Raw genomic sequence first — 22920 nt, 5'->3', positions numbered from 1 at the left:
GTGTGACGGTGCCGCGAGTCGGCGGAGAGGGGCGCACGTACGAGTGACGGGTGCGGAGCCGTGCGGTGGGCCCGTGGGCCCACCGCCCGAACGGGGCGTCAGATACGGCCGCCGGTCAGCCGGGTGATCGGGCCGTGGCTGTGACGGCTCGAACGGCGGCCCGCCGCGTAGGAGGCGGCCGTCAGCGCGGTCACACCCGCACCGACACCGGCGGCGATCAGCTTGCGGTGGGCGATCACCGCGAGAGCCGTCTTCGCCGTGGTGGCCACCTGCACGGTGGCCGCCTTGGCCGTGGCCGCGACCTGCCCGGTCGTCGCGACCAGCGTCTGACGACCGGACTCGACCGCTCGGGCCATCCCCTGTGCCGTCGAACCGACCGTCTCGGCCGAGCGCTCGGCCCCGGAGACGGCCGCCGACTTCGCGGCCGACGCGGTGTCAGTCGCCTTGTCCGCGGCGCCCTTCACGGCCCCGGCGGCGGGCGCGGTCGCCTTGTCGGCAGCGTGCCGCGCCTTGCCCGCGGTCGCACGTGAGGCGGCCGGCTTACTGTTGGTTCCGGATTTCGCTTCAGTCATGGACTGCGCGTTGCCCCTCGCCCGGCCCGCAAACGCCTCCGACGTAAACCGGAGGGCTTTGCGGCCCCGCGTTGTCAGACGGGCCACTTCTGTCACCGTCCTTCGGCCGCCAGGAGAGGGACTCGACACCGAGGGCGACGGCCGGGCAACCTGATCGCGGGTCGCCTGGTTCACAGTCGGATGGTCATGCGGACGGGGTGCCGGGGCCGTCCGAGTCAGACGCTGACGCCGTACCCGTCCGCAGGATGCCCTCGACGCCGTGCAGAAAGGTCTCACAGACCGGCTTCGGGTCGGACAGGCAGCCGGCCGCCATGGCGCCGTCCCGGAGCATGACGAAGTGCCGGCCCGCCACTTCGGCGGGAGCACAGCCGGCGTCTTCCAGGAGCTGTGTGGCGGTCTCCAGGAACCAGTGCCGATGGTCCAGCACGGCCCGGTGGACGGGGTGCCCGGGCTCGGGATACTCGGCCGCCGCGTTGAGGAAGGCACATCCGCGGAACCCGGCGGACTGGATGCCCTCGGCGATGGACCGGCTGACGGCGCGGACCGTGTCGGGCGCCGACAGGCCCTGTTCTCGGATGGCAGCCACCTGGCCCCTCATGCCGTGATCGGCCCGCTGGAGGTAGGAAAGGATCAACTCCTCCTTTCCCTTGAAGTGCCGGTACAGGGTCGCGCGAGTGACCTGAGCCTCCGCGATGATCCGGTCCACGCCGACGGAGTGGATCCCCTCGGCGTAGAAGATCCGGGTGGCCGTGTCGAGCAGCCGCGCCCGTGCCTCAGACATGCTCCCGCCCTCTGTGCCCGTACTCATGGCCTCACCGTACCAGCCGGGTGAGGGAGAACGTTCGGTCTTGACAGCGGGAGAAGAGGACCTCTTAAATGAAGGGAAGAACGAACGTTCTCCCTCACGCCTTCACCGCGCTGGGCTTGCGTTGCCGCCCTCGCCGAAAGGACCCCTCATGGACTCCTCCGTCGCCGCCCCGGCCCCCGCCCCCATCGCGGGCGGCACCGCAGCGCTACGCCGCCTCTACCTTCTGCGCTTCGCGTTCGCCACGGTGTGGGCCGCGCTGCTGCTTGCCTCCGCCCACACCTTGAACCCACTCAGCACGACACTGCTGGTGATCTACCCCGCGTTCGACGTGGCGTGCGCGGTCGTCGACGCCAGGTCCGCCAAGGCGAGGCGCGGGCCCGTGCGCGGTCTCCACGTGAACATCGCGTTCAGCTCCCTCACCACCGCGGGACTGGTCGCCGCCACCACCTCGGGCATCCCGGCCGTGCTGCGGGTCTGGGGAGCCTGGGCCATCACCGCGGGCCTGGTCCAGCTGGTCGTCGGCCTCCTGCGACGCGGGATGGCGGGTCAGTGGCCGATGATCGCCAGCGGAGGCATCTCCACTCTCGCCGGAGCCTCCTTCATCGCCCAGGCCGGCAAGAGCGACCCCTCCCTGAGCAGCCTCGCCGGCTACGCCTTCCTCGGCGGGGTCTTCTTCCTCGTCTCCGCACTCCGCCTGAGCCAAGCCGACAAGGCATCCCGCAGCTGAACAACCGCTGCCGTTCTGCCGGTAGTTGTGCGTGGCCCTCCCCCGTAGGCCCGTGATCGACTCGTCATGTGCACACGGGGTTCGGGCTCTCCGCCCTGCCCCGGCACAACCACCACACCTGAACGGGAACAAGGAGGAGTTCGTCGTCGGCACCGACCACGCGTTGTGGACGAACCGGACCTACCTCGACGGTTCCTGGAACGGGTGGGTTCCGCATCCGCCGGGAGAGCGGCGCTTGGACCCCCTGACAGGTGAGCTGCACCGTCCAGGAAGGCCCGAACTGCCCCTGACGGTCACGGGCGTCGGCCAGCTGATCGCCGTCGGCTGGGTTCTCGCCACGACCGTCGGCGCCGGGATCACACGCACCCTCAGCCTCCAATAGCGCCCACTGCGTTCGGTTCGCCGTAGGCGAACCACCCGTGATGCGCCCGAGGGGCGGGTCATCGTGGCCGGATGATCGAACGGAGACTGCGGCAGGTGTTCAGCGAGGCCGGGTGCGAAGGCAGTGTGGCCGCCCTGGACGTCGACAGTGAGAACCGGGTGATGTTCGGGGACGCCGAACCGATGGTCGCCGCGTCCACATTCAAGATCGTGGTGGCGCTGGAGCTGTTCTGCCAGGGCGCCGAGGGGATGCTCGATCCGACGGAACGTGTCCTCCTCTCGCCGGCGCGGGCCACGCCCGGCGGCCAGGGATTCTGCATCTTCGAGGACGTTGCCGAGGTGTCCCTGCGCGATGCCGCCCGGATGATGCTCACCATCAGCGACAACACCGCGACCGACCTGCTGATACGCCGGGTGTCACTGTCCCGCGTCCACGACCGGCTGGGTCGCCTGGGCCTCGACCGGATACGGCTGGCGGGGACGATCCAGCAGGAGTTCGACGCCATCGGCCGCGACACGGGCCACGCGGGCTGGGCCGACATGGCCCGCGCGATGAGCGAATCCGCCTCCCCCGCGGACGCCGACCGTATCTGGGAGCGCGCCCTGACCTCACCGTCCCTGCGGCCCGGCCGCATCACCAGCGCGACTGCCGGGCAGATGGCGGCCCTGCTGCAACTGATCTGGCTCGACCGGGCCGGCCCCGCAGCCGCCTGCCGGGCGGTGCGCACCCTGCTCGGCCAGCAGCGGCTGACCCGGAAGATCGCCACCGGGTTCGGCGGCGAGGTGCGGGTGGCAGCCAAATCGGGAACCCTGCCCGGCTGCGCCAGCAACGACGTGGGGGTCGTGGAGTACCCGGACGGTTCCCGGTTCGCCGTGGCGGTGTTCACCCGACCGGGCCGACCGGCCCGACCGGGCCGGAGAACCCTGCCGCCCGATTCAGTCCTCGGTGCGGCGGCCCGACTGGCGGTCGAACACCTTCACCGGCGGCGCCCGTCCCCTTGAAGGCCGGCCTGACGTCCAGCCCTGAAGGGCGGCCCGGTGGTGCCGCCGCGGCCCGCGCATGCCGGCCCAGGCGGCACCACAGGTGATCAGTTCGAACACTGCTGCCCTGAACCGGCCCGTCGGGGGTACTCACGCCGTCACAGGAAGACGTCGACGGCGTTTTCCGGCCCAACTGGAGCAGCAGAGTGACGGGAGGTGATCGCCATGTCGTCGGATACGCAGCCGCGCCACGATACGAGCCGGCCGGCGCCGCAGGCGTCGGCGCAGGCGTCGGCGCAAGAGCCGGTGGGTGAGCTGGTGCAGCGTGCCTCGCAGCAGCTCAGTGAGCTGGTGCGCGGGGAACTGCGCTTGGCGCAGGCGGAGATGAAGGAGAAGGGCAAGCGCTACGGCAAGGGCGGCGGGCTGTTCGGCGGTGCCGGACTGGTCGGGTTCCTGATGCTGGAGGCCCTGGTGGCCACCGTCATCGCCGCGCTCGCGGTGGCACTGCCGGTGTGGGCCGCGGGCCTCATCGTGACCGCGGTCCTCGGCCTGGTCGCCGCGGTGATGGCGCTGACCGGGAAGAAGGAGGTCTCCTCGGCCGCCCCGCCCGCGCCCGAGGAGACGATCGAGAACGTGAAGGCCGACGTGGCCGAGATCAAGGAGAGTGCCCACCGATGACGCAGCCGCCTCACGACGAGCCCACCGCGCAGAGCCCGGAGGAACTGCGCGAGCAGATCGAGCACACCCGACACGAGCTCGGCGACACCGTCCAGGCGCTCGCGGCCAAGACCGACGTCAAGGCCCGCGCGCAGGAGAAGGCCGCCGAGATGAAGGAACAGGCCGCCGTGAAGGCCGGGGAGCTGAAGGAACAAGCCGCACTCAAGGCCGAGCAGGTCAAGGCCAAGGCTGCCGAAGCCGCGTCCCGCGTCCAGGACAAGCTGCCCGACCCGGTCAGGGAGCGGGCCGTCCAGGCCGCCGGGCAGGCACGGGCCACCACGGCCCAGGGCCTGCACAAGGCACGCGGCAACCGCCAACTGCTCGTCGCGGCCGCCGCCGCGGGCACGCTCGTGTGGCTGATCCGCCGCAAGAAGAGGTGACGCGCGGCGGCGTCCCGCACCGGCCGTCAAGCGCCGGGTTCCGCCTTGGGCTCCCGCCGGTACGCGCCACCTGCCCGGTGACCGGCAGCCGGCCCGGCTGACCCGGACGGCCGGGGAACGGAGAGGGGGCCGGTGCGGACACGGTCACCGGCCCCCTCGGTCACGCCAGGCTCCCTCGCCGCCCCCCGGCTCCTCAGGCTCCCTACCCGGCCCCCCGGCCCCCGGCCGCCTCAGGCCCCCTCCCCCGTTGGCCGTACAGGTCGGCGGACAGCGCTCGGCCCCGGCCCCACGACGAGGGCCGGGGCCGAGGCCGCGCGAGGGGCGGCGGCGCGTCTGCGCCCGTCGGTACGGGGATGGCAGGGCTCTTGGGGGCTCCGGCCCTCGCGGCGATGAGTTCCCGGATCGCCGGGTGTCTGTCGTCAGGACGGGGCGGGGCACCGCGTCCCGCCGCGTCTGTCGGGAAGAGGTCCGCTGATGAGCGATCTGCACGAGACCCTGCGACGGTACGTCGACCGGGGGGCGGTCCCCGGGGCCGTGGCGCTGGTGGCCCGGGGGGGACGACGTCGAGGTGGTCGCCGTCGGGTCGCTGGACGTCGGCGGTTCGGCGCCGATGACACGGGAGTCCATCACGGCCCACCTGGTCCCGTCCACGGGGACGGTGACGATCCTGCTGACCCAGGTGGCGATGGTCGACCCGGCCCCTCCCCCGCTGATGCGGGACTTCTGGCGCTGCACGGCGGGAACGTGACTGTCCGGGCGGCCGTCGCTTCGTCGCCCCGACCGCTACGTGGGGACGTCCACGGGCCGGCTCGCACGGCACGACCTCGTGCGCCCCGGCGTCCGTCACGGGCGGGACGGCACCGGCGAGGCAGCGGGCTCCCCTGCCCGCCGACCGGTCAGGGAGCCGCGTGCTGTACGGGCAGGACGGCGGCCGGGCCGCGCGGGCCCGGTGGGCGGGGTGTCGTCATGTGGAACTGGGCGCGGGTGCCGGTGAGGTCCAGGACGTGCCGGGGCTGCGCCTGGAGACCGGACAGCTCCAGGTGTCCGCCGTGTATGCCGGCGTTCCGGTTCAGGGTCTGCAGCAGGCCGAGGCCGCTGGCGTCCATGAACGCCACGCCCGCGAGGTCGAGGCACAGAATGCGGTGTCGGACGTTCACCCGGTCCGTGACCTCACTGACCTGCGGACAGGCATCGAAGTCGAGGTCACCGACCACCGTGATCACGGTCCGGTCGGAGAGATCACTGACGTACACATCGACAGAAGGCATGGGACAGAACACCGCCGTTCGGGATCAAAGCCCATCACGGTCGGCTCCCACTGCCGGAAGTAGGCCGTCAAGCGCGCGACACACCAGTGCCGCTCACAGCCGAGCGAGACACCCTGCGCCGGCCACCGCCCTTTCCTCCGTCCACGGCGAAGAGGGGCGCGGGGTCGCCACCAGACCAGACTGGTTCCCTTCGAGCGTGTCACACAGCGGCTGCCGGCGCCAGACCTGCCCGGACCCCGTTCCCGGCGGCCCTCACCGCCCTCGGGGACCGGGCAGGGCGCCGTCGGGCCGGGCCGTGCCGGCACCCCGTCCCTGGCGTCGACGGCCAGGTCGGACCCGTGGGGGGGAGCGGTGCCGCACCGCGGCACGACGGTGTCGTCGCAGGCCGCGATCAGCGCGGTGATCCGTGGGTCCCAGCCGGGCAGCATGTCGACCCGGCCGCGCCCGGGCCGCGGCCGGGTCGTCGAACGGGATCCCGCTGACCGCGCGGTTGCGGCCGGCTGTCAGGGGCGTCGCCGCCACGGTCACACGGCCGGCCGAGATGACGGCACACCCGCCCGGTGGCCGGGGACCGTTTGCCGCTCATGCCGACGGGGACCCGGCTGCTCATGACTACAGCACCCCCTCGTCGCCGGACAGGTCAGAATCGGGTCTTGTGGCTCCTGGACCGCCTGGAGCGGGAGCCGCGCGCGGACGCGGTGATCGACAAGCTCAGCAGCGGCGTCAGGTCCCTGCCCCTGGGCCGTGGCCGGGACCTGCTGCACGGCAAGTGGCTGGGCCACCCGGTGCATCCGCTGATGGTCCAGGTGCCGATCGGCGCCTGGTTCTCGGCCGCGCTGCTCGACCTGTGTCCCGGCCGGTCACGCGAGGCCGGCCTGTTGATCGGAGTCGGGTTGGCCGCGACCGGCCCCGCCGCGGTGACGGGGGCGGTCGACTGGGCGGAACTGCATCCACAGCAGCAGCGTGTCGGCCTGGCGCACTCCCTGGCCAACACGGTCGCCGCCGGGCTCTACGCGACCTCCCTGGTCTACCGCGTCAAGGGACGCACCGCGCGGGGCCGTGCCCTCGGCTTCCTGGGGCTGACGGCCGTCGGGATCGGCGGCATGCTGGGCGGCCACCTGGCCTACCGGCAGGCGTCCGGCGCCAATCACGCGGAAGAGGTTCCCCACGTCGTCTCGGAGGGCTGGCACCGTGTCGGGGCCCTGGCCGAGTTCTCGGAAGGCCGGCCGGAACGGCGCAGCGTGGACGACGTGCCGGTGCTCGTGGTCCGCGAAGCCGACGGGGTCGTACACGCCCTGGCCGAACGGTGCAGTCATCTTGCGGGACCGCTGTCCGAGGGCGTCGTCGCCGACGGATGTGTCGAGTGCCCCTGGCACGGAAGCGTGTTCCGGCTGTCGGACGGCTGGAACGTACGCGGCCCGGCCACCGCACCGCAGCCCGCCTTCGACACCCGGATCGTCGACGGCGAGGTGGAGGTCCGGCTGCGCGGCCACTAGGCCGGGACTTCGCGGTCACGGCCTGGTGCGGGCAGCCGGGCCGTGATACCAGTCGCGGTCGGCGGCCGATCGCGGCGGAGCGCGCAAGTGGTGGCGACCGCCGCCCCGTTGCCGTGTTCGCGAGCCCTCCGGTGCGCTGTGCGTGCGCTCGCGGCTTCGTCCGTGGCGGCCCCATCACCCGAGTGGCGCAAGCGATCGAAGGGGGCCAGCCTGAGAAGAGCGGCGCGCGTCGATGATGTGCTGCCGTTGAAGCGGTTTCCCCGCCCCCTCGCTCCGGGGAGGAGCATCATGCCCGTACCGATACGACGCCTGGTCGTGGCGTCCATCATGTGCTGCGCCTTGCTGGCGGGTTCGACGGCCCATGCCGCCCCCCAGCACACCGTGCGGGGCGCGGCCACCGTCGCCGTCACCGATCCCACACCCAGTCCGAGTACGACGGCGGAGAAGCGCAGGTTCGCCAAGACGCGCTTCGTCGCGGACGCCGCGCTGGCTGCCGGCGCGACCTACCAGTGGATCGTCAAGCCGTACAGGGCAGGCAAGTTCAAGAAGGGCGCCCACGGCCGCAGGGTTGCTCTCGTGAAAGGCGCCCTCGCAGGCGCGTTCACGTACAACCGGCTCAAGGCAGCCGTCCGCAACGCCAAGGCCGACCCCGCCCTCTCCAAGGCCCTCGCGCCCCTGAACGCGGGCATCGAGTCCTTGAAGCAGCTGCCGTCGAAACTGCGCAAGGGCAACACCGATGACACCGTCAGCAGTTACAACGACGTCATCAACAAGGTGAAGGAGGCCGGCAAGAGCGCGGGCGCCGAGGTCAAGGACAAGGTACCCAGCGCATCGCAGCTGACCGGCTCCTGAGGTTCCGTCACCGGCTGCGGCGCCGATCGGGCTGCGCCCCGGACGAGGGGTGCCGCGGGGCCGAGGCACACGGGAGTCCGGACGTCGTGGCCACTGCACGGGGGCGGCCTCCGCGGCCGGCCGGCATACCGAGCGCGACCCCGATCCCGGCGCTCCCGAGGCCACGCTCGCGGGTGCCTGCTGGACCCGGACCCTCCTGCCGGCACGGACGGCCCGCGCGGTCGGCGACCGGGCCCGGGTCACGGCCACCGCCTGGCGCGGGTTCTACGGCCCCAAGGCCGGGGGCGTGCGTGGGGCTGTTTTCTGAGAGCCTGGTCACGAGGAGTGGTAGCTCATGACCGGTTCGGGCGGTGAGCGGGATCCCGGCTTCGCGGATGAGGTCCTGCGCGATCTGGGTGCCGGCGTCTTCACCCTGGACCCGGCCGGGCGGATCACCTATGTCAATCCGTGGGCAGAGCGCCTGTTGCGCCGGCCGGTGGCGCGGATGCTGGGGCACGACGCGCACGACCTGCTCCATCGCAGCCCCGACGGGAGTCCCGTACCGCGTGAGCGGTGCCTGCTGCGCACTCCCCTGGCCGGGAGCCGGGACGCCGTGGAGGGAAGCGAGGAGTACTTCCTGCGCGGTGACGGCGTCCTGCTGCCGATCATCTGGTCGGCGACACCCCTCAGGCCCGGGAAGACGTCCGGCGGGGTGGTGATCGTTTTCAGTGACTTCAGCCTGCACCGTGACGCCGAGGAGCGGGCGATCGCCCACACCGCCGCGCTGGAGGCGCTCACCAACCGGCTGAACCTGCTCGCCGAGGTCTCCTCGGTGCTGATGTCCACCATGGACGCCATCGCCGCGGCACGTGCGCTGCTCCCCCTGCTGGTGCCGGAACTCGGGCTCTGGGCCGCCGTCGACCTCGTCGACGCCCACTCCGGCATCCCGCGGCGCGTCGCGGTGCACAGCCCCGCTCAACCTGACCGTGCCAGGGAACTCACGGGACCGCTGGCCACGGCCCGGCAGCGGCCGGAGATCATTCACGGTGATCAGCCGGTCCTTTTGGAGGCCGGTCACCTGGTGGACGCGGGTGCGGCGCTCGCGGCCGGCCACCGGATCCTGTTCGACCGGCTCGGTGGCCGCTGGGCCACCGCGGTACCCATCCGTTCCCGCCGGCGGTACTACGGGGTGCTGACCGTGGCGCGGGCCGGGGACACCCGTCCGCCGCCCGAGGGCGAGACGCGGCTGCTCGCGGACATCGGGCGCCGGCTCGCGCTGGTGCTGGACAACAGCCAGCTGTACGAGGAGCAGCGCAACGTCGCGGAGACCATGCAACGCCAACTGCTGGCCCCGCTGCCACAGGTCGACCACCTGCGGATGGCCGCCCGCTACCTGCCGGCGCAGCGCGCCATGGAGATCGGCGGGGACTGGTACGACGCCTTCCTGCTCGCGGACGGCGTGATGGCCCTGGTGATCGGGGACGTGGTGGGACACGATCTCCAGGCCGCCGTCCACATGGCCGAGGTCCGCAACATGCTGCGCGCGCTCGCCTGGACCCATGGGGAACCGCCGAGCGTGATCATGCGGCGGCTGGACGAGGCGGTGACGCACACCAGCGACGCGCCGATGGCCACGCTGGTCTTCGCCCGCGTCGAAGGTCCCGAGGGAGGACCGTGGCAGCTGCACTGGGTCAACGCCGGCCATCCTCCTCCGCTGCTGATCACCCCTGAGGGCGACACCCGCTTCCTCACCCGCGGCCACGGGCCGCTGATCGGCATGAGCGCCACCATGCACCTGGGCCTGACCTGGCCGGACGCGCGCGAGGACCTGCCCGCGCGCTCCACCGTGCTCTTCTACACCGACGGCCTCGTCGAGAGCCGGGAGCGTCCCATCGACGCGGGGATGGCCAGGCTCAGCCACCATGCCGCCGTCCTCGCCCGGCGACTGCGCACCGGGACCGTCGACGACTTCTGCGACCAGCTTCTTCAACGCCTCGACCCGCGCGGTGACGACACCGCCCTGCTCGCCCTGCGGCTGCCTCCCGTCGGGGCCGGCACACCGCACGACCACCGCCCGCCGCCACCGCCCCAGAGCGCCCGGAGCCCCGCCGCTCCCGAGCGGGCCGCCCCCGGCTCACTGCAGGAACAGGCTCCCGTGCGGGACCCCACCCGCGACACCCGCGAGGCGCTGGACCCTCCCCGCACTCCCGACGTATGACGGGGAGGGGCGAGCGGGTCGGCGAGGCGGTCGCGGCCGAACGGTCCGGGGAAAATTGCCGACGCGTTCGCAGAATCGTCTACGCTGTCATCGAACGGATGACGAACCGCAGGGTCATCCAGGCGATGACGAAATCGAGGAGGTGCCATGCCGACAGCGGACCGACCGGACCGAACGGACACAGACGCCGCCGACCCCGCCGACCGCCTCGACACCCGGGGCCCGGCGTCGTTCCTCGCTGCCGCGGCGGCCCTGGAGGCCATAGACGACGCGCTGCGGACCGCCCAGCGGCAGGCGCCCGGTGCTTCCACCGTGTCCGGCGCCTCCGCCCCGTCCGGGAACGGCCCGGAACGGGCCCTGGCCTCCTTGCTGCTGCTGCGTCACGTCCGTGAGCAGCTCGCCGGCTGGGAGACCGGTCTGATCGAGACCGCCCGCGACGCGGGTGCCAGCTGGGCCGACCTCGCCCAGCCGCTCGGCGTCGCCAGCCGTCAGGCCGCCGAACGCCGCTACCTTCGCAACCGGCCCGGCCCCGCCGGAACCACCGGCGAACAGCGCGTACAGGCGACCCGCGAACACCGCGCCGCCCAGCGCAGTACCAGCGCCTGGGCCCGGAGCAACGCGGCCGACCTGCGCCGGATCGCCGGCCAGATCACCGCGCTCACCGATCTCCCGGCCGCCGCCCGCCGTCCGGTGCGCGCACTCGACGCGGCCCTCGGCCAGGACGATCCCGCCGCACTCGTCGCCCCCCTGAACGCCGCCCGGCCCCACTTGGGGGCTCACCCCGACCTCGCCGCCCGACTCGACGCCCTCTCGACGCCGGCGACCGACCCCGGTTAGCCGACGGCGGCGGGGGCGGGGCCGAGGCGACGCCCCCGCTCTTCACGTCCGACGTTGTTTTCACTGACTGAGCCAGTTGTCCGGTTGTCCGATGACAGGTCCTGAGAGGTATACGCGAACATGCCAGCCGAAACTTTCGAGTTCCAGGTCGAGGCCCGTCAGCTGCTGCAGCTGATGATCCACTCCGTCTACTCGAACAAGGACGTCTTCCTCCGCGAGCTCGTCTCCAACGCCTCCGACGCGCTGGACAAGCTGCGCCTCGAGAAGCTGCGGGACGACTCCCTCGACGCCGACGTGTCCGACCTGCACATCGAGCTCGATGCCGACAAGGACGCCCGTACCCTCACCGTGCGCGACAACGGCATCGGCATGTCCTACGACGAGGTCGGGCAGCTGATCGGCACGATCGCCCACTCGGGCACCGCCCAGTTCCTCCAGGAACTGCGGGAGGCCAAGGAGGAGGCGAAGGAAGGAGCCGAGGAGGGGCTCATCGGCCAGTTCGGCGTCGGCTTCTACTCCGGCTTCATGGTGGCGGACGCCGTGACCCTGGTGACGCGGCGCGCCGGGGAGAGCGAGGGCACCCGCTGGACGTCACGCGGTGAGGGCACGTACACGCTGGAGAAGGTCGCCGACGCACCGCAGGGCACCTCGGTCACCCTCCACCTCAAGCCGGCCGACCCGGACAACCAGCTGCACGACTACACGTCCCCGTACAAGATCCGGGAGATCGTCAAGCGGTACTCGGACTTCATCACCTGGCCCATCCGCATGACGCCCGAGGGCACGGGCCCGGACGGCGAAGGCTCGCAGGACCAGGACCAGGACCAGGGCCAGGAGCAGGCGGCGCCCGCGCCGGAGACGCTGAACTCCATGAAGGCCCTGTGGGCGCGCTCCCGGGACGAGGTGTCCGAGGAGGAGTACCACGAGCTGTACAAGCACGTCGGGCACGACTGGCGCGACCCGATGGAGACGATCCGGCTCCAGGCGGAAGGCACCTTCGAGTACCAGGCGCTGCTGTTCCTGCCCGCGCACGCCCCCTTCGACCTGTTCAACCGCGACTACCGGCGTGGGCTGCAGCTCTATGTCCGGCGGGTGCTCATCATGGAGGACTGCGAGGCGCTGCTGCCGCCGTACCTCCGCTTCGTCAAGGGCGTCGTCGACGCGGCGGACCTCTCGCTGAACGTCTCCCGCGAGATCCTTCAGCAGGACCGTCACATCGACATGATCCGCCGTCGCCTGACGAAGAAGGTCATCTCCACCGTCAAGGACATGATGGCCAAGAACCCGGACCGCTACGCCGCGTTCTGGCGGGAGTTCGGCACCGTCCTGAAGGAGGGGCTGGTCACCGACCCGGAGAACCGCGACGCCCTCCTCGCCGTGGCGTCCTTCGGGAGCACCCACCACGACAGCGAGCAGACGACGCTCAAGCAGTACCTGGAGCGGATGAAGGACGGGCAGGAGGACATCTACTACCTGACCGGCGAGTCCCGGCAGAGCATCGAGAACTCCCCGCACATGGAGGCGTTCCGGGACCGCGGCATCGAGGTGCTGCTGCTCACCGACCCCGTCGACGAGGTCTGGGCCGACGCCGTCGGCACGTTCGAGGGGAAGAACCTGCGGTCCGTCGCCAAGGGCCGCATCGACCTCGACGCCGAGGACACGGAAGCGTCCGAGGACGAGCAGAAGAAGCAGGGCGAGGAGTACGCCGGGCTTCTCGGCTGGATGACGGAGCAGTTGGGGGAGGACGTCAAGGAGGTCCGTCTGTCGTCAAGGCTGACCGTCTCCCCCGCCTGCGTGGTGTCCGACGCCGACGACCTGACCCCGGCGCTGGAGAACATGTACCGCGCGATGGGCCAGGAGGTGCCCCGCGCCAAGCGGATCCTGGAACTCAACGCCCAGCACCAGCTGGTGAAGGGCCTCAACCAGGCCTACGCGGAACGCGAGGACCACACGGCGCTCGCGGAGACCGCCGAGCTCCTGTACGGCCTGGCCGTACTCGCCGAGGGCGGCCAGCCGAAGGAGCCGGCGCGGTTCGTCAAGCTGATGGCGGACCGTCTGCAGCGCGCGCTGTAGCCGGGTAGGCCGACGTCGGCGCGGCAGTTGCCCAGGTCAGCGGTGTCAGCGCTGACCTGGGCGGGCCTGCTGGCCGCGGCCCAGCGGGTCCCGTCGCCGTTCCCGGCGCGGGCGGGCGCGGCGGTGATCGGAACTGTCAGCAGCGCCGCCACGCACTACACGGCGCCACAGGACAGCCGCGGGGAACTGCTCTGCCACGACGAGACGTTTTCCCTGAGGGGCGCCTAGTGGGTGAGGGGACCGGTCGCCAGCCAGGCGGTCACGGCCGCGGTGGCCGCGAGGGCGATGTTGAGTGCGATCCGGCGGTCCTCGCCCGTCAGGTGGACGGCCATGGCACCGGTCTGCAGGAGGACGAAGCCGAGGGCGGCGGCCGGCGCCGACGCGGGCGCGACGCCGGTCAAGGGCGGCAGGACCAGACCGGTCGCGCCGAGTATCTCGACCGCTCCCAGCGCCCTGACGGCGGGCAGCGGCACGCGGTCGACCCAGGCCATCATCGGCCGGAGCCGGTCACGGGTGCGGATGACCTTCAGCGTCCCGGCGTAGAGGTAGAACAGGGCGAGGAGTCCCGCGACGATCCAGTAGGCGATGTTCATCGTTCCGGTTCCCGTCGGCTTCAGGTGAGGCCGGGGGCGGGCTCGGTCGCGTAGCGGCTCATCGCGTCGGCGTTGGCCCGTGGCGTCAGCGGCCGGCCGTCGGCGAGCACTTCCTGGAGGTCGCGGAAGTACTGCACGTACAGGTCGGGGGTGAAGGTGCTGAGCATGACGGCGGGTTCGTCGGACGGGTTGGCGAAGGTGTGCGGGGTACCGGGCGGGACCATCACGAGCGTGCCCGCGGAGGCGTCGTACTCCTCGTTCCCGACGGTGAACCGTACGGTTCCGGAAAGGATGTAGAAGCCCTCGTCGTGCCGGGCGTGGCGGTGCTGCGGCGGCCCCTGGGTGTGCGGCGCGAGCACGGACTCGGCGATCGCGAGGCGGTGCCCGGTGTGACTGCCGTCCTCCAGGACGCGCATACGCGTGGGGCCCAGAACGATCGTCTCGCCGCCGCCGGGGCCCACCACCGACACGCCCGGGGAGGTCTGCGAATAGTGGGTCTGTGATCGGTCCTTCGGTGGTTCGTCGGTCTGCCGAGCGTCGGTCTGCGGCTGGGCGGCTTTCGCTTCTTCGGTCATGTGCACGAGTCCACCGCCACGGTCCCGCTCCTGTCCAAGACCCGTTCCGCGAGGCCGATACCCGCTGGGTATCGTCGCAGGGTGGAGCTGCGGACCTTGCGTTACTTCGTGGCCGTCGCCGAAGAACTCCACTTCGGCCGGGCCGCCACTCGGCTGCACATGAGTCAGCCGCCGCTGAGCCGGGCGATCAAGCGGCTGGAGGCCGACATCGGGGCGCCCCTCTTCGACCGCGCACCCACCGGCGTCACGCTTACGCCGGTAGGCGCGGTGCTCCTCGACGAGGCGCGGGCCCTGCTCGACCACGCCGAGCGGGTCCGGGTACGCGTCGGTGCGGCGGCCGGCGACACGCGCATCACGGTCGGCATCCTGGGCGACGGCACCGACCCGGGGGTGTCAAGGCTGGCCGCCGCCTACCGCCGTGACCACCCCGGTGTCGACATCCGCGTCCGCGACGCCGACCTGACCGACCCGACGTGCGGGCTGCGCGCCGGAACTGTCGACATCGCCCTGACCCGCGCGCCGTTCGACGAGACGGCGCTGACGGTGCGCACGCTGCGGGCCGATCCGGTCGGCGTGGTCCTGCGCGCCGACGATCCGCTCGCCGGCCGCGACCGGCTGCGGCTGGCCGAGCTGAGCGACCGCCGCTGGTTCCAGTTCCCTGAGGGCACCGATCCCGTGTGGCAGGCCTACTGGAACGGCGGCACCCGGCGCGAGGGTCCGGTGGTGCGCGCCGTCCAGGAGTGCCTGCAGGCCGTGCTGTGGAACGGCACCGTGGGCCTTGCTCCGCTCGGCCACGACCTGCCGGGCGAACTGGCCGTCGTGCCGCTGACCGACATGGCCCCGAGTCGAGTGGTCGCGGTGTGGAACGAGGGTGACACCAACCCGCTGATCCGGTCCCTCGTCGAGATCGCCACGGCGGCGTACCGGCGCTGAGCACGGCCGCCGCTGCGGCTCCGCCGGATCCTCCGAGACACCGACTGAACGCGGAATCGACTGGGCCGACGGGGCGACCTCGCCGCCGCGTACCGTCTGTTCCTTCCCGAACGGCGTGCCCATGGGCGCACCCCGGACGTCACCGGCCCGTTGTCGTACGAGGACATGGCCGCGACCGCGCTCTACCGGGCCGTCCCCGGCTCCCAACTGGCCGTCGTTCCCGGCGCCTCGCATCTCGTACCGCTGGAGAAGCCGGCTCTCGTGAACCGGCTGATCCTGGATCACCTCGGGCAGGAGGCGACGGAGACGATGATGCCCATCCGGCGGGTGGGACGACCGGCCGTCCCCTGAGGACGGAGGGCGGCGGCCCCGTTCGCGCGGTCGTGCGTCGGGACCGACCGCGGTCGGGGCGTCAGGTGGCGGTGGGCCAGGTCCGCAGGAGGGCGGCGATCCTGCCGACGGTGCAGGCGGGGTCCAGGAGGAGATCCTTGAGGGCGATCGCGTGCTCCCGGGCGGGCTTGACGGAGATACCGGCCGCTTCGAGGTACATCACGCCGGTGGCGGCGGCGACGGCGAGGTTGGAGCGTTCCAGCCAACGGCACCGGCCCATGGTGTGGACCAGGGCGGCGGCCTTGGCGTAGGGGCCGTCGTAGACGGGCTGCTCGAACAGCTCGGCCCGGTGGCGCGCGACCGCCGACACGGGGACGCCGTAGTCGTCGGGGGCCGGATCGTCCGCCCCGGCGGCCTCGGCGACCTGCAAAATCCAGGGAACGTCGATGTGCAGCTCCATCAGGCGGCGTTCGCTCCCCGCGGCGTCCGCTCTGCCTGTTCCGCCTCGTCGAAGACAGTCTGGTGCTCGGCCAGGAAGCGGGCAGCCGCGTCCACCGCACGGGCGCGCAGGCCGCTGGCGTCGTCCTGCACCAGTCTGGCCAGGTAGTCCCCGATGCTCAGCCCCAGGTCGGCGGCGCGCCTCTTCGCGAGTTCCGCCACGTCCTGATCCACCCGCGCACCCAGCTGTGTCTTCGCCATACGGGCATGGTAACAGCTGTTACCATGCCGCATGACGCCTCGGAGCGGCCGGGGCGGGGCGCCCGCCGGATCCTAGGAGCGGATGTGCGTGTGGGCCTGCTCGATCCACCCCAGCACGGCCTTGGCATCGCAGCTCTCGGCGACGGACCGGGCCTCGTCGAGGTGGTGGAACGCCGTTGAAGGATCCCCCGTTTCAGCCGCGAGGTAGGCCAGCGCCACCAGCCCGGCCGCTTCCCCGGGCTTGAAGCCGATCTCGCGGCGCAGGGTCACCGACTCGGTCAAGCGCTCGAGGGCCTGCTCGAAGTGGCCCGTGTTCTTGTCGGCGAAGCCCAGGTGGCGAATCGCGTAGGACATCGTCCTGCGGTCGTCGACGGATTTCGCCAGCGCGTACGACCGCTCGAAGAACGGCCTGCCGACGGCGTCGTCGCCCTTGACCACCTGGTGCCAGCAGCCGACCCAGAACAACGCGTCCGCCTCACCGGACACGTCCCCCAGCCGCTTGTACAACTCGGCCGCGCGCTCGAACAACACGAGTTCCTGGCTGTTCTCTTCGCGGTCGTCGAGGAAGCGGACGTGCAGCACCTTGGCGCGCGCCATGGAAAGCGGCGCCTCGACCGCGTCCAGAATGCCGTCGGACCTGTCCAGCGCGGACGCGTCCCCACCGAACATCGCCGCCTCGAACAGCTCGTCCGTGCGTTCGGTCCAGTCCTGCCCCTGCATACTCCAGCCCCTCCCCCGTCGGCCAACGGCATCGCCGAGGCTACCTCCGCAGCTCCGACGGAGGCGGTGGTTTTCGACCGGGGCTCGCTACCCGATCGTCGACGCACTCGCACTGCTCCGTCCGGGTGCATCCGTCATGCGATCGGCCGTGCCCGGACCGCTCACCGCCCCTCGTCCGGCCCTCACGCCACCAGGATGGTCGGTGACCGACGCGACGGCGCGAGCGGACCTACGCACACCCCTCGGGAGACGGATCACCTGTGAGCATCCTCAACGAACCTCCGGGCTCCGCGGCAGTCGAGGACGCGTATGCCGACGAGCTGCCCCTCAGGCGCAGGCAGCCCGGCAACGTCGTGGTGAAGTGGCTGACGACCACCGACCACAAGACGATCGGGACGCTGTATCTGACGACGTCGTTCCTCTTCTTCCTGTTCGGCGGCGTCATGGCGCTCGTGATCCGTGCCGAGCTGGCCCGCCCCGGCCTGCAGATCGTCTCCAAGGAGCAGTACAACCAGCTGTTCACGATGCACGGCACCGTGATGCTGCTGATGTTCGCCACCCCGCTGTTCGCCGGCTTCACCAACTGGATCATGCCGCTGCAGATCGGCGCCCCCGACGTCGCCTTCCCCCGGCTGAACATGTTCGCCTACTGGCTCTACCTGTTCGGCTCGACCATCGCGGTGGGCGGCTTCTTCACCCCGCAGGGCGCCGCCGACTTCGGCTGGTTCGCCTACTCGCCGCTCTCGGACGCGGTCCGCTCGCCGGGCATCGGCTCGGACATGTGGATCATGGGTCTGGCCTTCTCCGGGTTCGGCACCATCCTCGGCGCGGTCAACTTCATCACCACGATCATCTGCATGCGCGCACCGGGCATGACGATGTTCCGCATGCCGATCTTCGTGTGGAACGTGCTGCTGACCGCGGTCCTGGTCCTGCTGGCCTTCCCCGTCCTGGCCGCCGCGCTGTTCGCCCTGGAGGCGGACCGTAAGTTCGGCGCCCATGTCTTCGACGCGGCCAACGGCGGCGCCCTGCTGTGGCAACACCTCTTCTGGTTCTTCGGCCATCCAGAGGTGTACATCATCGCCCTGCCGTTCTTCGGCATCGTCTCCGAGGTCATCCCGGTCTTCTCCCGCAAGCCGATGTTCGGCTACATGGGCCTGATCGCCGCGACCATCTCCATCGCCGGCCTGTCCGTGACCGTGTGGGCCCACCACATGTACGTCACCGGCGGTGTGCTGCTGCCGTTCTTCTCCTTCATGACGTTCCTGATCGCCGTACCCACCGGCGTGAAGTTCTTCAACTGGATCGGCACCATGTGGAAGGGCTCGCTGTCCTTCGAGACACCCATGCTGTGGGTGCTGGGCTTCCTGGTCACGTTCCTGTTCGGCGGGCTGACCGGCGTGCTGCTCGCCTCGCCGCCGCTCGACTTCGCCACCTCCGACAGCTATTTCGTGGTGGCGCACTTCCACTACGTCATCTTCGGCACGGTGGTCTTCGCGATGTTCTCCGGCTTCCACTTCTGGTGGCCGAAGATGACCGGCAAGATGCTGGACGAGCGCCTCGGCAAGATCACCTTCTGGACGCTGTTCGTCGGCTTCCACGGCACCTTCCTGGTCCAGCACTGGCTGGGCGTGAACGGCATGCAGCGCCGGATCCCGGACTATCTCGCGGTCGAGGGGCTGACCACCCTCAACACGGTGTCGACGATCTTCTCGTTCCTGCTCGGCTCCTCCATGCTGCCGTTCTTGTACAACGTCTGGAAGACGGCGAGGTACGGCGAGAAGGTCCAGAGCGACGACCCGTGGGGCTACGGCCGTTCGCTGGAGTGGGCGACCTCCTGCCCGCCGCCCCGGCACAACTTCCTTTCGCTGCCCCGGATCCGCAGCGAGTCCCCGGCGTTCGACCTGCACCACCCGCGGCCTGAGGACCGGGCGAGGGAGCTGACCGCGCGATGAACACGGGGGACGAGAGGACGCTGGTGCAGCAGGTCGAGGGCCATCTGCTGCTCGCCGCGGCGCGGGAGCAGGGCCGTACGGCGGCAGCCCGGGTCGCCGACCGCCTGGGCTGGCTCACCGACACCCAACGGGACGATCTGGAGCGGCACTTCGAGTCGGAGTACCTGCTCATGGCCCGGACCTCGTGGCGCCGCACCGCCGAGCGCGCCGAGGAGCTGCGGCACGCCTACGAGAGCAGGTACCGGACCTTACGGAAGCGGCTGGTCGCCTGGGGCGTACTGGGCGCTGCCCTGCTGGCGGCGACGGGCCTGCTGGCGCTCGCGGCCGGCTGAGCGGGGGCGCCTCGGCCCGCCGCGCCCGCCCGGCCGGCCCGAGCGCCTCAGCCGTACCGGGTGTCTCAGGTGTAGTCGAGCACCATCCGGAAGCGGGCCGTGCCGGCGAGCATCTTCCGGTAGGCCTCGTCCGCGCGGTCCAGCGGGACGGACTCGGTCATCGGGCGAATGCCGTGCAGGGCGCTGAAGGCCATGGTGTCCTCCACGTCCTGCGAGGTGCCCGAGGGGTGACCGCGGACCACGCGGCCGCTCAGCAGCAACTGCACCGGGCTGATGCCGAGCGGGTCGGTGTCCGCGCCGATGACGACGAGCTCCCCACGGTGGGCCAGGCCGTCCACGGTGTCCGCGATGGCCTCGGAGTTGCCGGCGGTGGCCAGCACGGCCTTGGCGCCGCCCAGCGACTGCAACGCCTCGGCGACCGGGGTGCCGGAGGTGCTGTCCACGTAGTGGTGGGCGCCGAGCTGCTTGGCGAAGTCGGCCTTCTCGGGGCCGCGGGCGATGCCCACCGTCTCGAAGCCCATCGCGACCGCGTACTGGACCCCCAGGTGCCCGAGACCGCCGAGGCCGAGCACGGCCACCAGGTCGCCGGGCCGCGCGGAGCTGCGCCGCAGCCCGTTGAAGGTGGTCACGCCCGCGCAGGCCATGGGGCCCGCGTCGCTCGCCGAGATTCCCTCGGGGATGCGGGCCAGGGCGTCGACCGGCACGATCACCTTCTCGCCGAAGCCCCCGTCGTAGGCCCAGCCCGGGACGGTCAGGTTGGGGCACACGATGAAGTCGCCCTGGCGGCAGGGCCGGCAGTGGCCGCAGCTGCCGCCGAACCAGCCGACGGCCACCCGGTCGCCGACCCGCCAGCCGCGGTCGTGCACGCCCTGCCCCAGCTCCTCGACACGGCCGGCGATCTCGTGCCCGGGCACTTCGGGGAAGGAGACGCCGGGTAGTCCGCCGCTCACGAAGAGCGCGTCGCTGTGGCAGATCCCGCAGGCCTCCACGGCGATCCTCACCTGGCCCGGTCCCGGTTGCGGCACCTCCCGCTCGACCAGCTCGAACGTGCCGTTAGGGGCGGTGACCTGCGCGGCTCGATACGTACTCATGCGTGTCTCCGGAGAACGGGTACAAAGGCCCCCCAACCAGCAGACCAGCTCAGCCCCGATCCCGCGCGCCGAGCCGGAGCCACGAGGAACGGCACGCCCCCACCCCGGGGGCGCGGGGAACGGCGCGACCAGCCACGACGGCACCGCAAGCCGAAAAACGACGAGACCGTCCCCAGAAAGGGGCGCGGGGAACTGCGCGAGCAGCCACACGACGGCGGCACGGCCGGCAACGGCGGGGACGCCCCACGGCGAGAGCCGATGACGGCGGCGGCCGGAAAGGCGGCGCCGGTCCCCTCACCCCCGCCACCCCTGCGGCCGAAGAATCCCCAGCAACTGCCGCACGAGCTCGTCGACGACCTCGTCGAGACTCGCGTCCACCCACCCCGCACTCCAGTCGTGCAGCAACCCGTTCACGCTGCCGATGAAGGCCGTGGCCGCGAGCCGGTAGTCGCGCGGAGCCGCCTCCCCGCGCCCCACCGCGGCGTCGGCCTCGGCTCGGATCAGGTCGACCCAGCGGGCCCTGCGGGCGAGCCGCTGCTCCTCCAGCGCGGGGCTGACGCCGATGATCTCGACGAAGGTGATCCGGATCCGGCGCGGGTCGCAGGTGACGTCACGGGCGTAGGCCCGGAACAGTACGGCGACCCGCTCGGCCAGCGGCAGACCCTCGGCCGCGGCCAGCGCGTCCAGCACCGCCTGTTCCGCCCAGCCGTTCACCTCCAGGTGCAGCGCGGCGAGCACGTCCTCCAGGGTGCGGAACTCCTCGTAGAACTGCCGGGTGGACAGGCCGGCGGCCTGGCTCAGCGCGGCGACCGTCGTCTGCCGGAAGCCCGGGCTGTCGCCGAACAGCCGCAGCGCCGCGTCCAGGAACCGGCGGCGCCGCTCGGCCTGGCGTTCCTCGGCGGACCTGCCGCCGTAGCGGCCCTTCGGCGCCCTGAGCCTGCCCGTCACGCGCACCCCCTCCGTTCACCCACCGGCTCCCAATCTTGTCGTGCACACATCTTGTCGAGTAGCCCGCACTCTCCTTACTTTTCAGTAAGTCGACTGTGAAAGCGCCCGTGTTCAGATTTCCCCGAGGAAAGAGAGCAGTCATGCCTGCCTCCAGAACCAGGCACCTTTGCTCCGTCGCCGCCGCCCTCGCGCTGACCGTCGCCGCCCCCGCGACCGCCGCCTCCGCCACGACCGCCGCGTCCACGGGAACCGGTCTGCGCGAGGTGATGTTCGTCGGCAACAACTGGGACGGCACCGCCGATGTCATCCGGTCCTCCGGAGACTTCGCGAAGATCGGCCGCGTCGACGTGATCCCGGACAAGGCCCAGCGGATGGCCGAGATCAACGCGGACCCGATCAAGTGGATCTACTTCACGGCGATCCGCAACGGCGTCGGCGAGGGTCACGACCAGTTCGCCGACGACATGTACTCCACCCCGGACGGCCGCTCGGTCGTCGTCTCCCGGCCGAGCTTCGCGGACGTGGTCTCCATCGACCTGGCCACCGGAAAAATCAACTGGCGTTTCCCGGTGGCCGGTTACCGGGCCGACCACATGGCGGTCTCCCCGGACGGCACCCGGGTCGCCGTGTCCGCCTCCACCGCCAACACCGTGCACGTGCTGGACATCGCCACGGGCCGGCAGCTCGGATCCTTCGCGACGGGCGACAAGCCGCACGAGAACATCTTCACCAAGGACGGCAAGTACCTCTGGAACATGTCCATCGGGGACGTCAACACGTCCCTGGACGACCCCGGCTGGGACTGGACCAAGGGCGACCGCCACATCACGGTGGTGGACGCGACCACGTACAAGCAGGTCAAGGTCATCGACATGCGCCAGCGGCTGGACGCGATCGGCCTGAAGAACTTCTCCGACGCGGTACGGCCGGCCGTCTTCTCCCCCGACGAGTCGAAGCTGTACTTCCAGGTCTCCTTCTTCAACGGCTTCCTGGAGTACGACGTCGCCGCCGACCGGATCACCCGGGTGAAGACGCTGCCGAAGAACCCGGCGACCAGCGAGGACCGCACCACCTGGGTCAACGACTCACGCCACCACGGCCTCTCGATGAACCCCGAGGGCACCAAGCTGTGTGTCGCGGGCACCATGGACGACTACGCCACCGTGGTCGACCGCGCCACCCTCCAGGAGGGCCCGCTGGTCACCGCGTCCAAGCCGTACTGGGCCACGGTCAGCGGCGACGGCAAGGACTGCGTCATCTCCGAGAGCGGGGCCGACCAGGTCACGGCGATCGACTTCGCGACCGGCGAGAAGGTGACGTCGGTCCCGGTGGGCGACCATCCGCAGCGGGTACGCGTCGGGCACGTGCGGGCCGACTGGACGGGCCCGTCGGGGAACTGACGGGCCGGCGCGGCCTCCGGGCGGGTCCCCGGAGGCCGCGCACCGGCGGGTGGAC

Annotated in this window: 26 protein-coding genes and 1 pseudogene; 17 read left to right on the top strand and 10 right to left on the bottom strand. The window is 71.4% G+C overall.

Annotated elements, in window-relative coordinates; translation table 11 throughout:
* Positions 1-98: 98 nt before the first annotated feature.
* Positions 99-572, bottom strand: a complete 474-nt coding sequence (locus B446_RS33135) for a hypothetical protein (RefSeq protein WP_020937771.1) — start codon at positions 570-572, stop codon at positions 99-101.
* A 184-nt stretch (positions 573-756) separates the two neighbouring features.
* Entirely contained in the window at positions 757-1380 is a 624-nt protein-coding gene (locus tag B446_RS33130; RefSeq protein WP_020937772.1) for a TetR/AcrR family transcriptional regulator, read from the bottom strand.
* Positions 1381-1528: 148 nt separating this feature from the next.
* Between B446_RS33130 and B446_RS33125 the strand changes: the two genes are divergently transcribed.
* The 6 genes from B446_RS33125 to B446_RS33100 all read left to right on the top strand — a co-directional run bounded on the left by B446_RS33125 (position 1529) and on the right by B446_RS33100 (position 5314).
* Entirely contained in the window at positions 1529-2107 is a 579-nt protein-coding gene (locus B446_RS33125; protein WP_020937773.1) for a hypothetical protein, read from the top strand.
* A gap of 235 nt (positions 2108-2342) precedes the next feature.
* Positions 2343-2489, top strand: a complete 147-nt coding sequence (locus tag B446_RS39350) for a hypothetical protein (RefSeq protein WP_158506737.1) — start codon at positions 2343-2345, stop codon at positions 2487-2489.
* A gap of 71 nt (positions 2490-2560) precedes the next feature.
* Positions 2561-3490 carry a serine hydrolase gene (locus tag B446_RS33115; protein ID WP_020937774.1) on the top strand — a complete coding sequence of 310 codons (930 nt, stop codon included), beginning with the start codon at positions 2561-2563 and terminating at the stop codon, positions 3488-3490.
* Between the two features lie 285 nt (positions 3491-3775).
* Complete coding sequence (locus B446_RS33110; protein ID WP_020937775.1) at positions 3776-4147, top strand: phage holin family protein; 372 nt, start codon at positions 3776-3778, stop codon at positions 4145-4147.
* The gene (locus B446_RS33105; protein ID WP_020937776.1) at positions 4144-4566 is read left to right on the top strand and encodes a DUF3618 domain-containing protein; all 423 of its coding nucleotides are present in this window, start codon (positions 4144-4146) and stop codon (positions 4564-4566) included. Before B446_RS33110 ends, B446_RS33105 begins: the two co-directional genes overlap by 4 nt.
* Before the next feature lie 568 nt (positions 4567-5134).
* Positions 5135-5314 (top strand): hypothetical protein, encoded by a 180-nt coding sequence (locus B446_RS33100; protein WP_020937777.1) that lies wholly within the window; start codon positions 5135-5137, stop codon positions 5312-5314.
* 148 nt (positions 5315-5462) lie between these two features.
* On the opposite strand, the gene B446_RS33095 is transcribed toward B446_RS33100, so the two are convergent.
* Entirely contained in the window at positions 5463-5834 is a 372-nt protein-coding gene (locus tag B446_RS33095; protein WP_078614618.1) for an STAS domain-containing protein, read from the bottom strand.
* Positions 5835-6442: 608 nt separating this feature from the next.
* Here B446_RS33095 and B446_RS33090 point away from each other — a divergent pair.
* From B446_RS33090 to B446_RS33060, 6 genes are all read left to right on the top strand, one after another.
* On the top strand, positions 6443-7330 hold the full coding sequence (locus B446_RS33090) for a Rieske 2Fe-2S domain-containing protein (RefSeq protein ID WP_043477329.1): 888 nt from the start codon (positions 6443-6445) through the stop codon (positions 7328-7330).
* A gap of 288 nt (positions 7331-7618) precedes the next feature.
* Positions 7619-8182, top strand: coding sequence for a hypothetical protein (locus B446_RS33080; RefSeq protein WP_020937780.1), 564 nt, complete (start codon positions 7619-7621; stop codon positions 8180-8182).
* 334 nt (positions 8183-8516) lie between these two features.
* Positions 8517-10379: a SpoIIE family protein phosphatase gene (locus B446_RS33075; protein WP_020937781.1), complete on the top strand. Its 1863-nt coding sequence runs from the start codon at positions 8517-8519 to the stop codon at positions 10377-10379.
* Positions 10380-10526: 147 nt separating this feature from the next.
* Entirely contained in the window at positions 10527-11216 is a 690-nt protein-coding gene (locus tag B446_RS33070; protein ID WP_020937782.1) for a hypothetical protein, read from the top strand.
* Positions 11217-11336: 120 nt separating this feature from the next.
* The gene (htpG, locus tag B446_RS33065) at positions 11337-13289 is read left to right on the top strand and encodes a molecular chaperone HtpG (protein WP_020937783.1); all 1953 of its coding nucleotides are present in this window, start codon (positions 11337-11339) and stop codon (positions 13287-13289) included.
* 42 nt (positions 13290-13331) lie between these two features.
* Positions 13332-13517 carry a hypothetical protein gene (locus B446_RS33060; RefSeq protein WP_020937784.1) on the top strand — a complete coding sequence of 62 codons (186 nt, stop codon included), beginning with the start codon at positions 13332-13334 and terminating at the stop codon, positions 13515-13517.
* On the opposite strand, the gene B446_RS33055 is transcribed toward B446_RS33060, so the two are convergent.
* On the bottom strand, positions 13514-13882 hold the full coding sequence (locus B446_RS33055; RefSeq protein WP_020937785.1) for a DoxX family protein: 369 nt from the start codon (positions 13880-13882) through the stop codon (positions 13514-13516). The two genes, B446_RS33060 and B446_RS33055, sit on opposite strands and share 4 nt — an antisense overlap.
* A gap of 20 nt (positions 13883-13902) precedes the next feature.
* Positions 13903-14463 carry a cupin domain-containing protein gene (locus B446_RS33050; protein ID WP_420010337.1) on the bottom strand — a complete coding sequence of 187 codons (561 nt, stop codon included), beginning with the start codon at positions 14461-14463 and terminating at the stop codon, positions 13903-13905.
* Positions 14464-14538: 75 nt separating this feature from the next.
* On the opposite strand from B446_RS33050, the gene B446_RS33045 reads away from it, so the two are divergent.
* On the top strand, positions 14539-15390 hold the full coding sequence (locus B446_RS33045) for a LysR family transcriptional regulator (protein WP_237751117.1): 852 nt from the start codon (positions 14539-14541) through the stop codon (positions 15388-15390).
* A gap of 66 nt (positions 15391-15456) precedes the next feature.
* A pseudogene (locus B446_RS33040) lies at positions 15457-15741 on the top strand (alpha/beta fold hydrolase); the annotation flags it as partial.
* 61 nt (positions 15742-15802) lie between these two features.
* On the opposite strand, the gene B446_RS33035 reads toward B446_RS33040, so the two are convergent.
* The 3 genes from B446_RS33035 to B446_RS33025 all read right to left on the bottom strand — a co-directional run bounded on the left by B446_RS33035 (position 15803) and on the right by B446_RS33025 (position 17139).
* Positions 15803-16180, bottom strand: coding sequence for a hypothetical protein (locus B446_RS33035; protein WP_020937789.1), 378 nt, complete (start codon positions 16178-16180; stop codon positions 15803-15805).
* Positions 16180-16419 (bottom strand): hypothetical protein, encoded by a 240-nt coding sequence (locus B446_RS33030; protein ID WP_043474571.1) that lies wholly within the window; start codon positions 16417-16419, stop codon positions 16180-16182. Before B446_RS33030 ends, B446_RS33035 begins: the two co-directional genes overlap by 1 nt.
* A gap of 72 nt (positions 16420-16491) precedes the next feature.
* On the bottom strand, positions 16492-17139 hold the full coding sequence (locus B446_RS33025; RefSeq protein ID WP_020937791.1) for a hypothetical protein: 648 nt from the start codon (positions 17137-17139) through the stop codon (positions 16492-16494).
* A 260-nt stretch (positions 17140-17399) separates the two neighbouring features.
* On the opposite strand from B446_RS33025, the gene ctaD reads away from it, so the two are divergent.
* On the top strand, positions 17400-19094 hold the full coding sequence (ctaD, locus tag B446_RS33020) for a cytochrome c oxidase subunit I (RefSeq protein ID WP_020943797.1): 1695 nt from the start codon (positions 17400-17402) through the stop codon (positions 19092-19094).
* Entirely contained in the window at positions 19091-19426 is a 336-nt protein-coding gene (locus tag B446_RS33015) for a hypothetical protein (protein ID WP_020943796.1), read from the top strand. Before ctaD ends, B446_RS33015 begins: the two co-directional genes overlap by 4 nt.
* Before the next feature lie 65 nt (positions 19427-19491).
* On the opposite strand, the gene B446_RS33010 is transcribed toward B446_RS33015, so the two are convergent.
* Both B446_RS33010 and B446_RS33005 read right to left on the bottom strand, forming a co-directional pair.
* Entirely contained in the window at positions 19492-20517 is a 1026-nt protein-coding gene (locus B446_RS33010; RefSeq protein ID WP_020943795.1) for an alcohol dehydrogenase, read from the bottom strand.
* 294 nt (positions 20518-20811) lie between these two features.
* A complete protein-coding gene (locus tag B446_RS33005; protein WP_020943794.1) occupies positions 20812-21465 on the bottom strand; it encodes a TetR/AcrR family transcriptional regulator in 654 nt (217 codons plus the stop codon).
* 140 nt (positions 21466-21605) lie between these two features.
* Between B446_RS33005 and B446_RS33000 the strand changes: the two genes are divergently transcribed.
* Positions 21606-22865 (top strand): YncE family protein, encoded by a 1260-nt coding sequence (locus B446_RS33000; protein WP_020943793.1) that lies wholly within the window; start codon positions 21606-21608, stop codon positions 22863-22865.
* Positions 22866-22920 lie beyond the last annotated feature (55 nt).

The organism is Streptomyces collinus Tu 365, from assembly GCF_000444875.1.
In the GTDB taxonomy this organism is placed as follows: Bacteria; Actinomycetota; Actinomycetes; order Streptomycetales; family Streptomycetaceae; genus Streptomyces; species Streptomyces collinus_A.
This window is presented reverse-complemented; position numbering and strand designations above follow the sequence as displayed.

Excerpts from the sequence above, each read along its gene's own strand:
- B446_RS33010 (WP_020943795.1), bottom strand. The coding sequence starts at position 20,517 with ATGAGTACGTATCGAGCCGCGCAGGTCACCGCCCCTAACGGCACGTTC.
- B446_RS33135 (WP_020937771.1), bottom strand. The coding sequence starts at position 572 with ATGACTGAAGCGAAATCCGGAACCAACAGTAAGCCGGCCGCCTCACGT.
- B446_RS33070 (WP_020937782.1), top strand. The coding sequence starts at position 10,527 with ATGCCGACAGCGGACCGACCGGACCGAACGGACACAGACGCCGCCGAC.
- B446_RS33025 (WP_020937791.1), bottom strand. The coding sequence starts at position 17,139 with ATGCAGGGGCAGGACTGGACCGAACGCACGGACGAGCTGTTCGAGGCG.
- B446_RS33095 (WP_078614618.1), bottom strand. The coding sequence starts at position 5,834 with ATGCCTTCTGTCGATGTGTACGTCAGTGATCTCTCCGACCGGACCGTG.
- B446_RS33090 (WP_043477329.1), top strand. The coding sequence starts at position 6,443 with ATGACTACAGCACCCCCTCGTCGCCGGACAGGTCAGAATCGGGTCTTG.
- B446_RS33105 (WP_020937776.1), top strand. The coding sequence starts at position 4,144 with ATGACGCAGCCGCCTCACGACGAGCCCACCGCGCAGAGCCCGGAGGAA.
- B446_RS33035 (WP_020937789.1), bottom strand. The coding sequence starts at position 16,180 with ATGGAGCTGCACATCGACGTTCCCTGGATTTTGCAGGTCGCCGAGGCC.
- B446_RS33055 (WP_020937785.1), bottom strand. The coding sequence starts at position 13,882 with ATGAACATCGCCTACTGGATCGTCGCGGGACTCCTCGCCCTGTTCTAC.
- B446_RS33000 (WP_020943793.1), top strand. The coding sequence starts at position 21,606 with ATGCCTGCCTCCAGAACCAGGCACCTTTGCTCCGTCGCCGCCGCCCTC.
- B446_RS33015 (WP_020943796.1), top strand. The coding sequence starts at position 19,091 with ATGAACACGGGGGACGAGAGGACGCTGGTGCAGCAGGTCGAGGGCCAT.
- htpG (WP_020937783.1), top strand. The coding sequence starts at position 11,337 with ATGCCAGCCGAAACTTTCGAGTTCCAGGTCGAGGCCCGTCAGCTGCTG.
- B446_RS33115 (WP_020937774.1), top strand. The coding sequence starts at position 2,561 with ATGATCGAACGGAGACTGCGGCAGGTGTTCAGCGAGGCCGGGTGCGAA.
- B446_RS33075 (WP_020937781.1), top strand. The coding sequence starts at position 8,517 with ATGACCGGTTCGGGCGGTGAGCGGGATCCCGGCTTCGCGGATGAGGTC.
- B446_RS33125 (WP_020937773.1), top strand. The coding sequence starts at position 1,529 with ATGGACTCCTCCGTCGCCGCCCCGGCCCCCGCCCCCATCGCGGGCGGC.
- B446_RS33080 (WP_020937780.1), top strand. The coding sequence starts at position 7,619 with ATGCCCGTACCGATACGACGCCTGGTCGTGGCGTCCATCATGTGCTGC.
- B446_RS33030 (WP_043474571.1), bottom strand. The coding sequence starts at position 16,419 with ATGGCGAAGACACAGCTGGGTGCGCGGGTGGATCAGGACGTGGCGGAA.
- B446_RS33130 (WP_020937772.1), bottom strand. The coding sequence starts at position 1,380 with ATGAGTACGGGCACAGAGGGCGGGAGCATGTCTGAGGCACGGGCGCGG.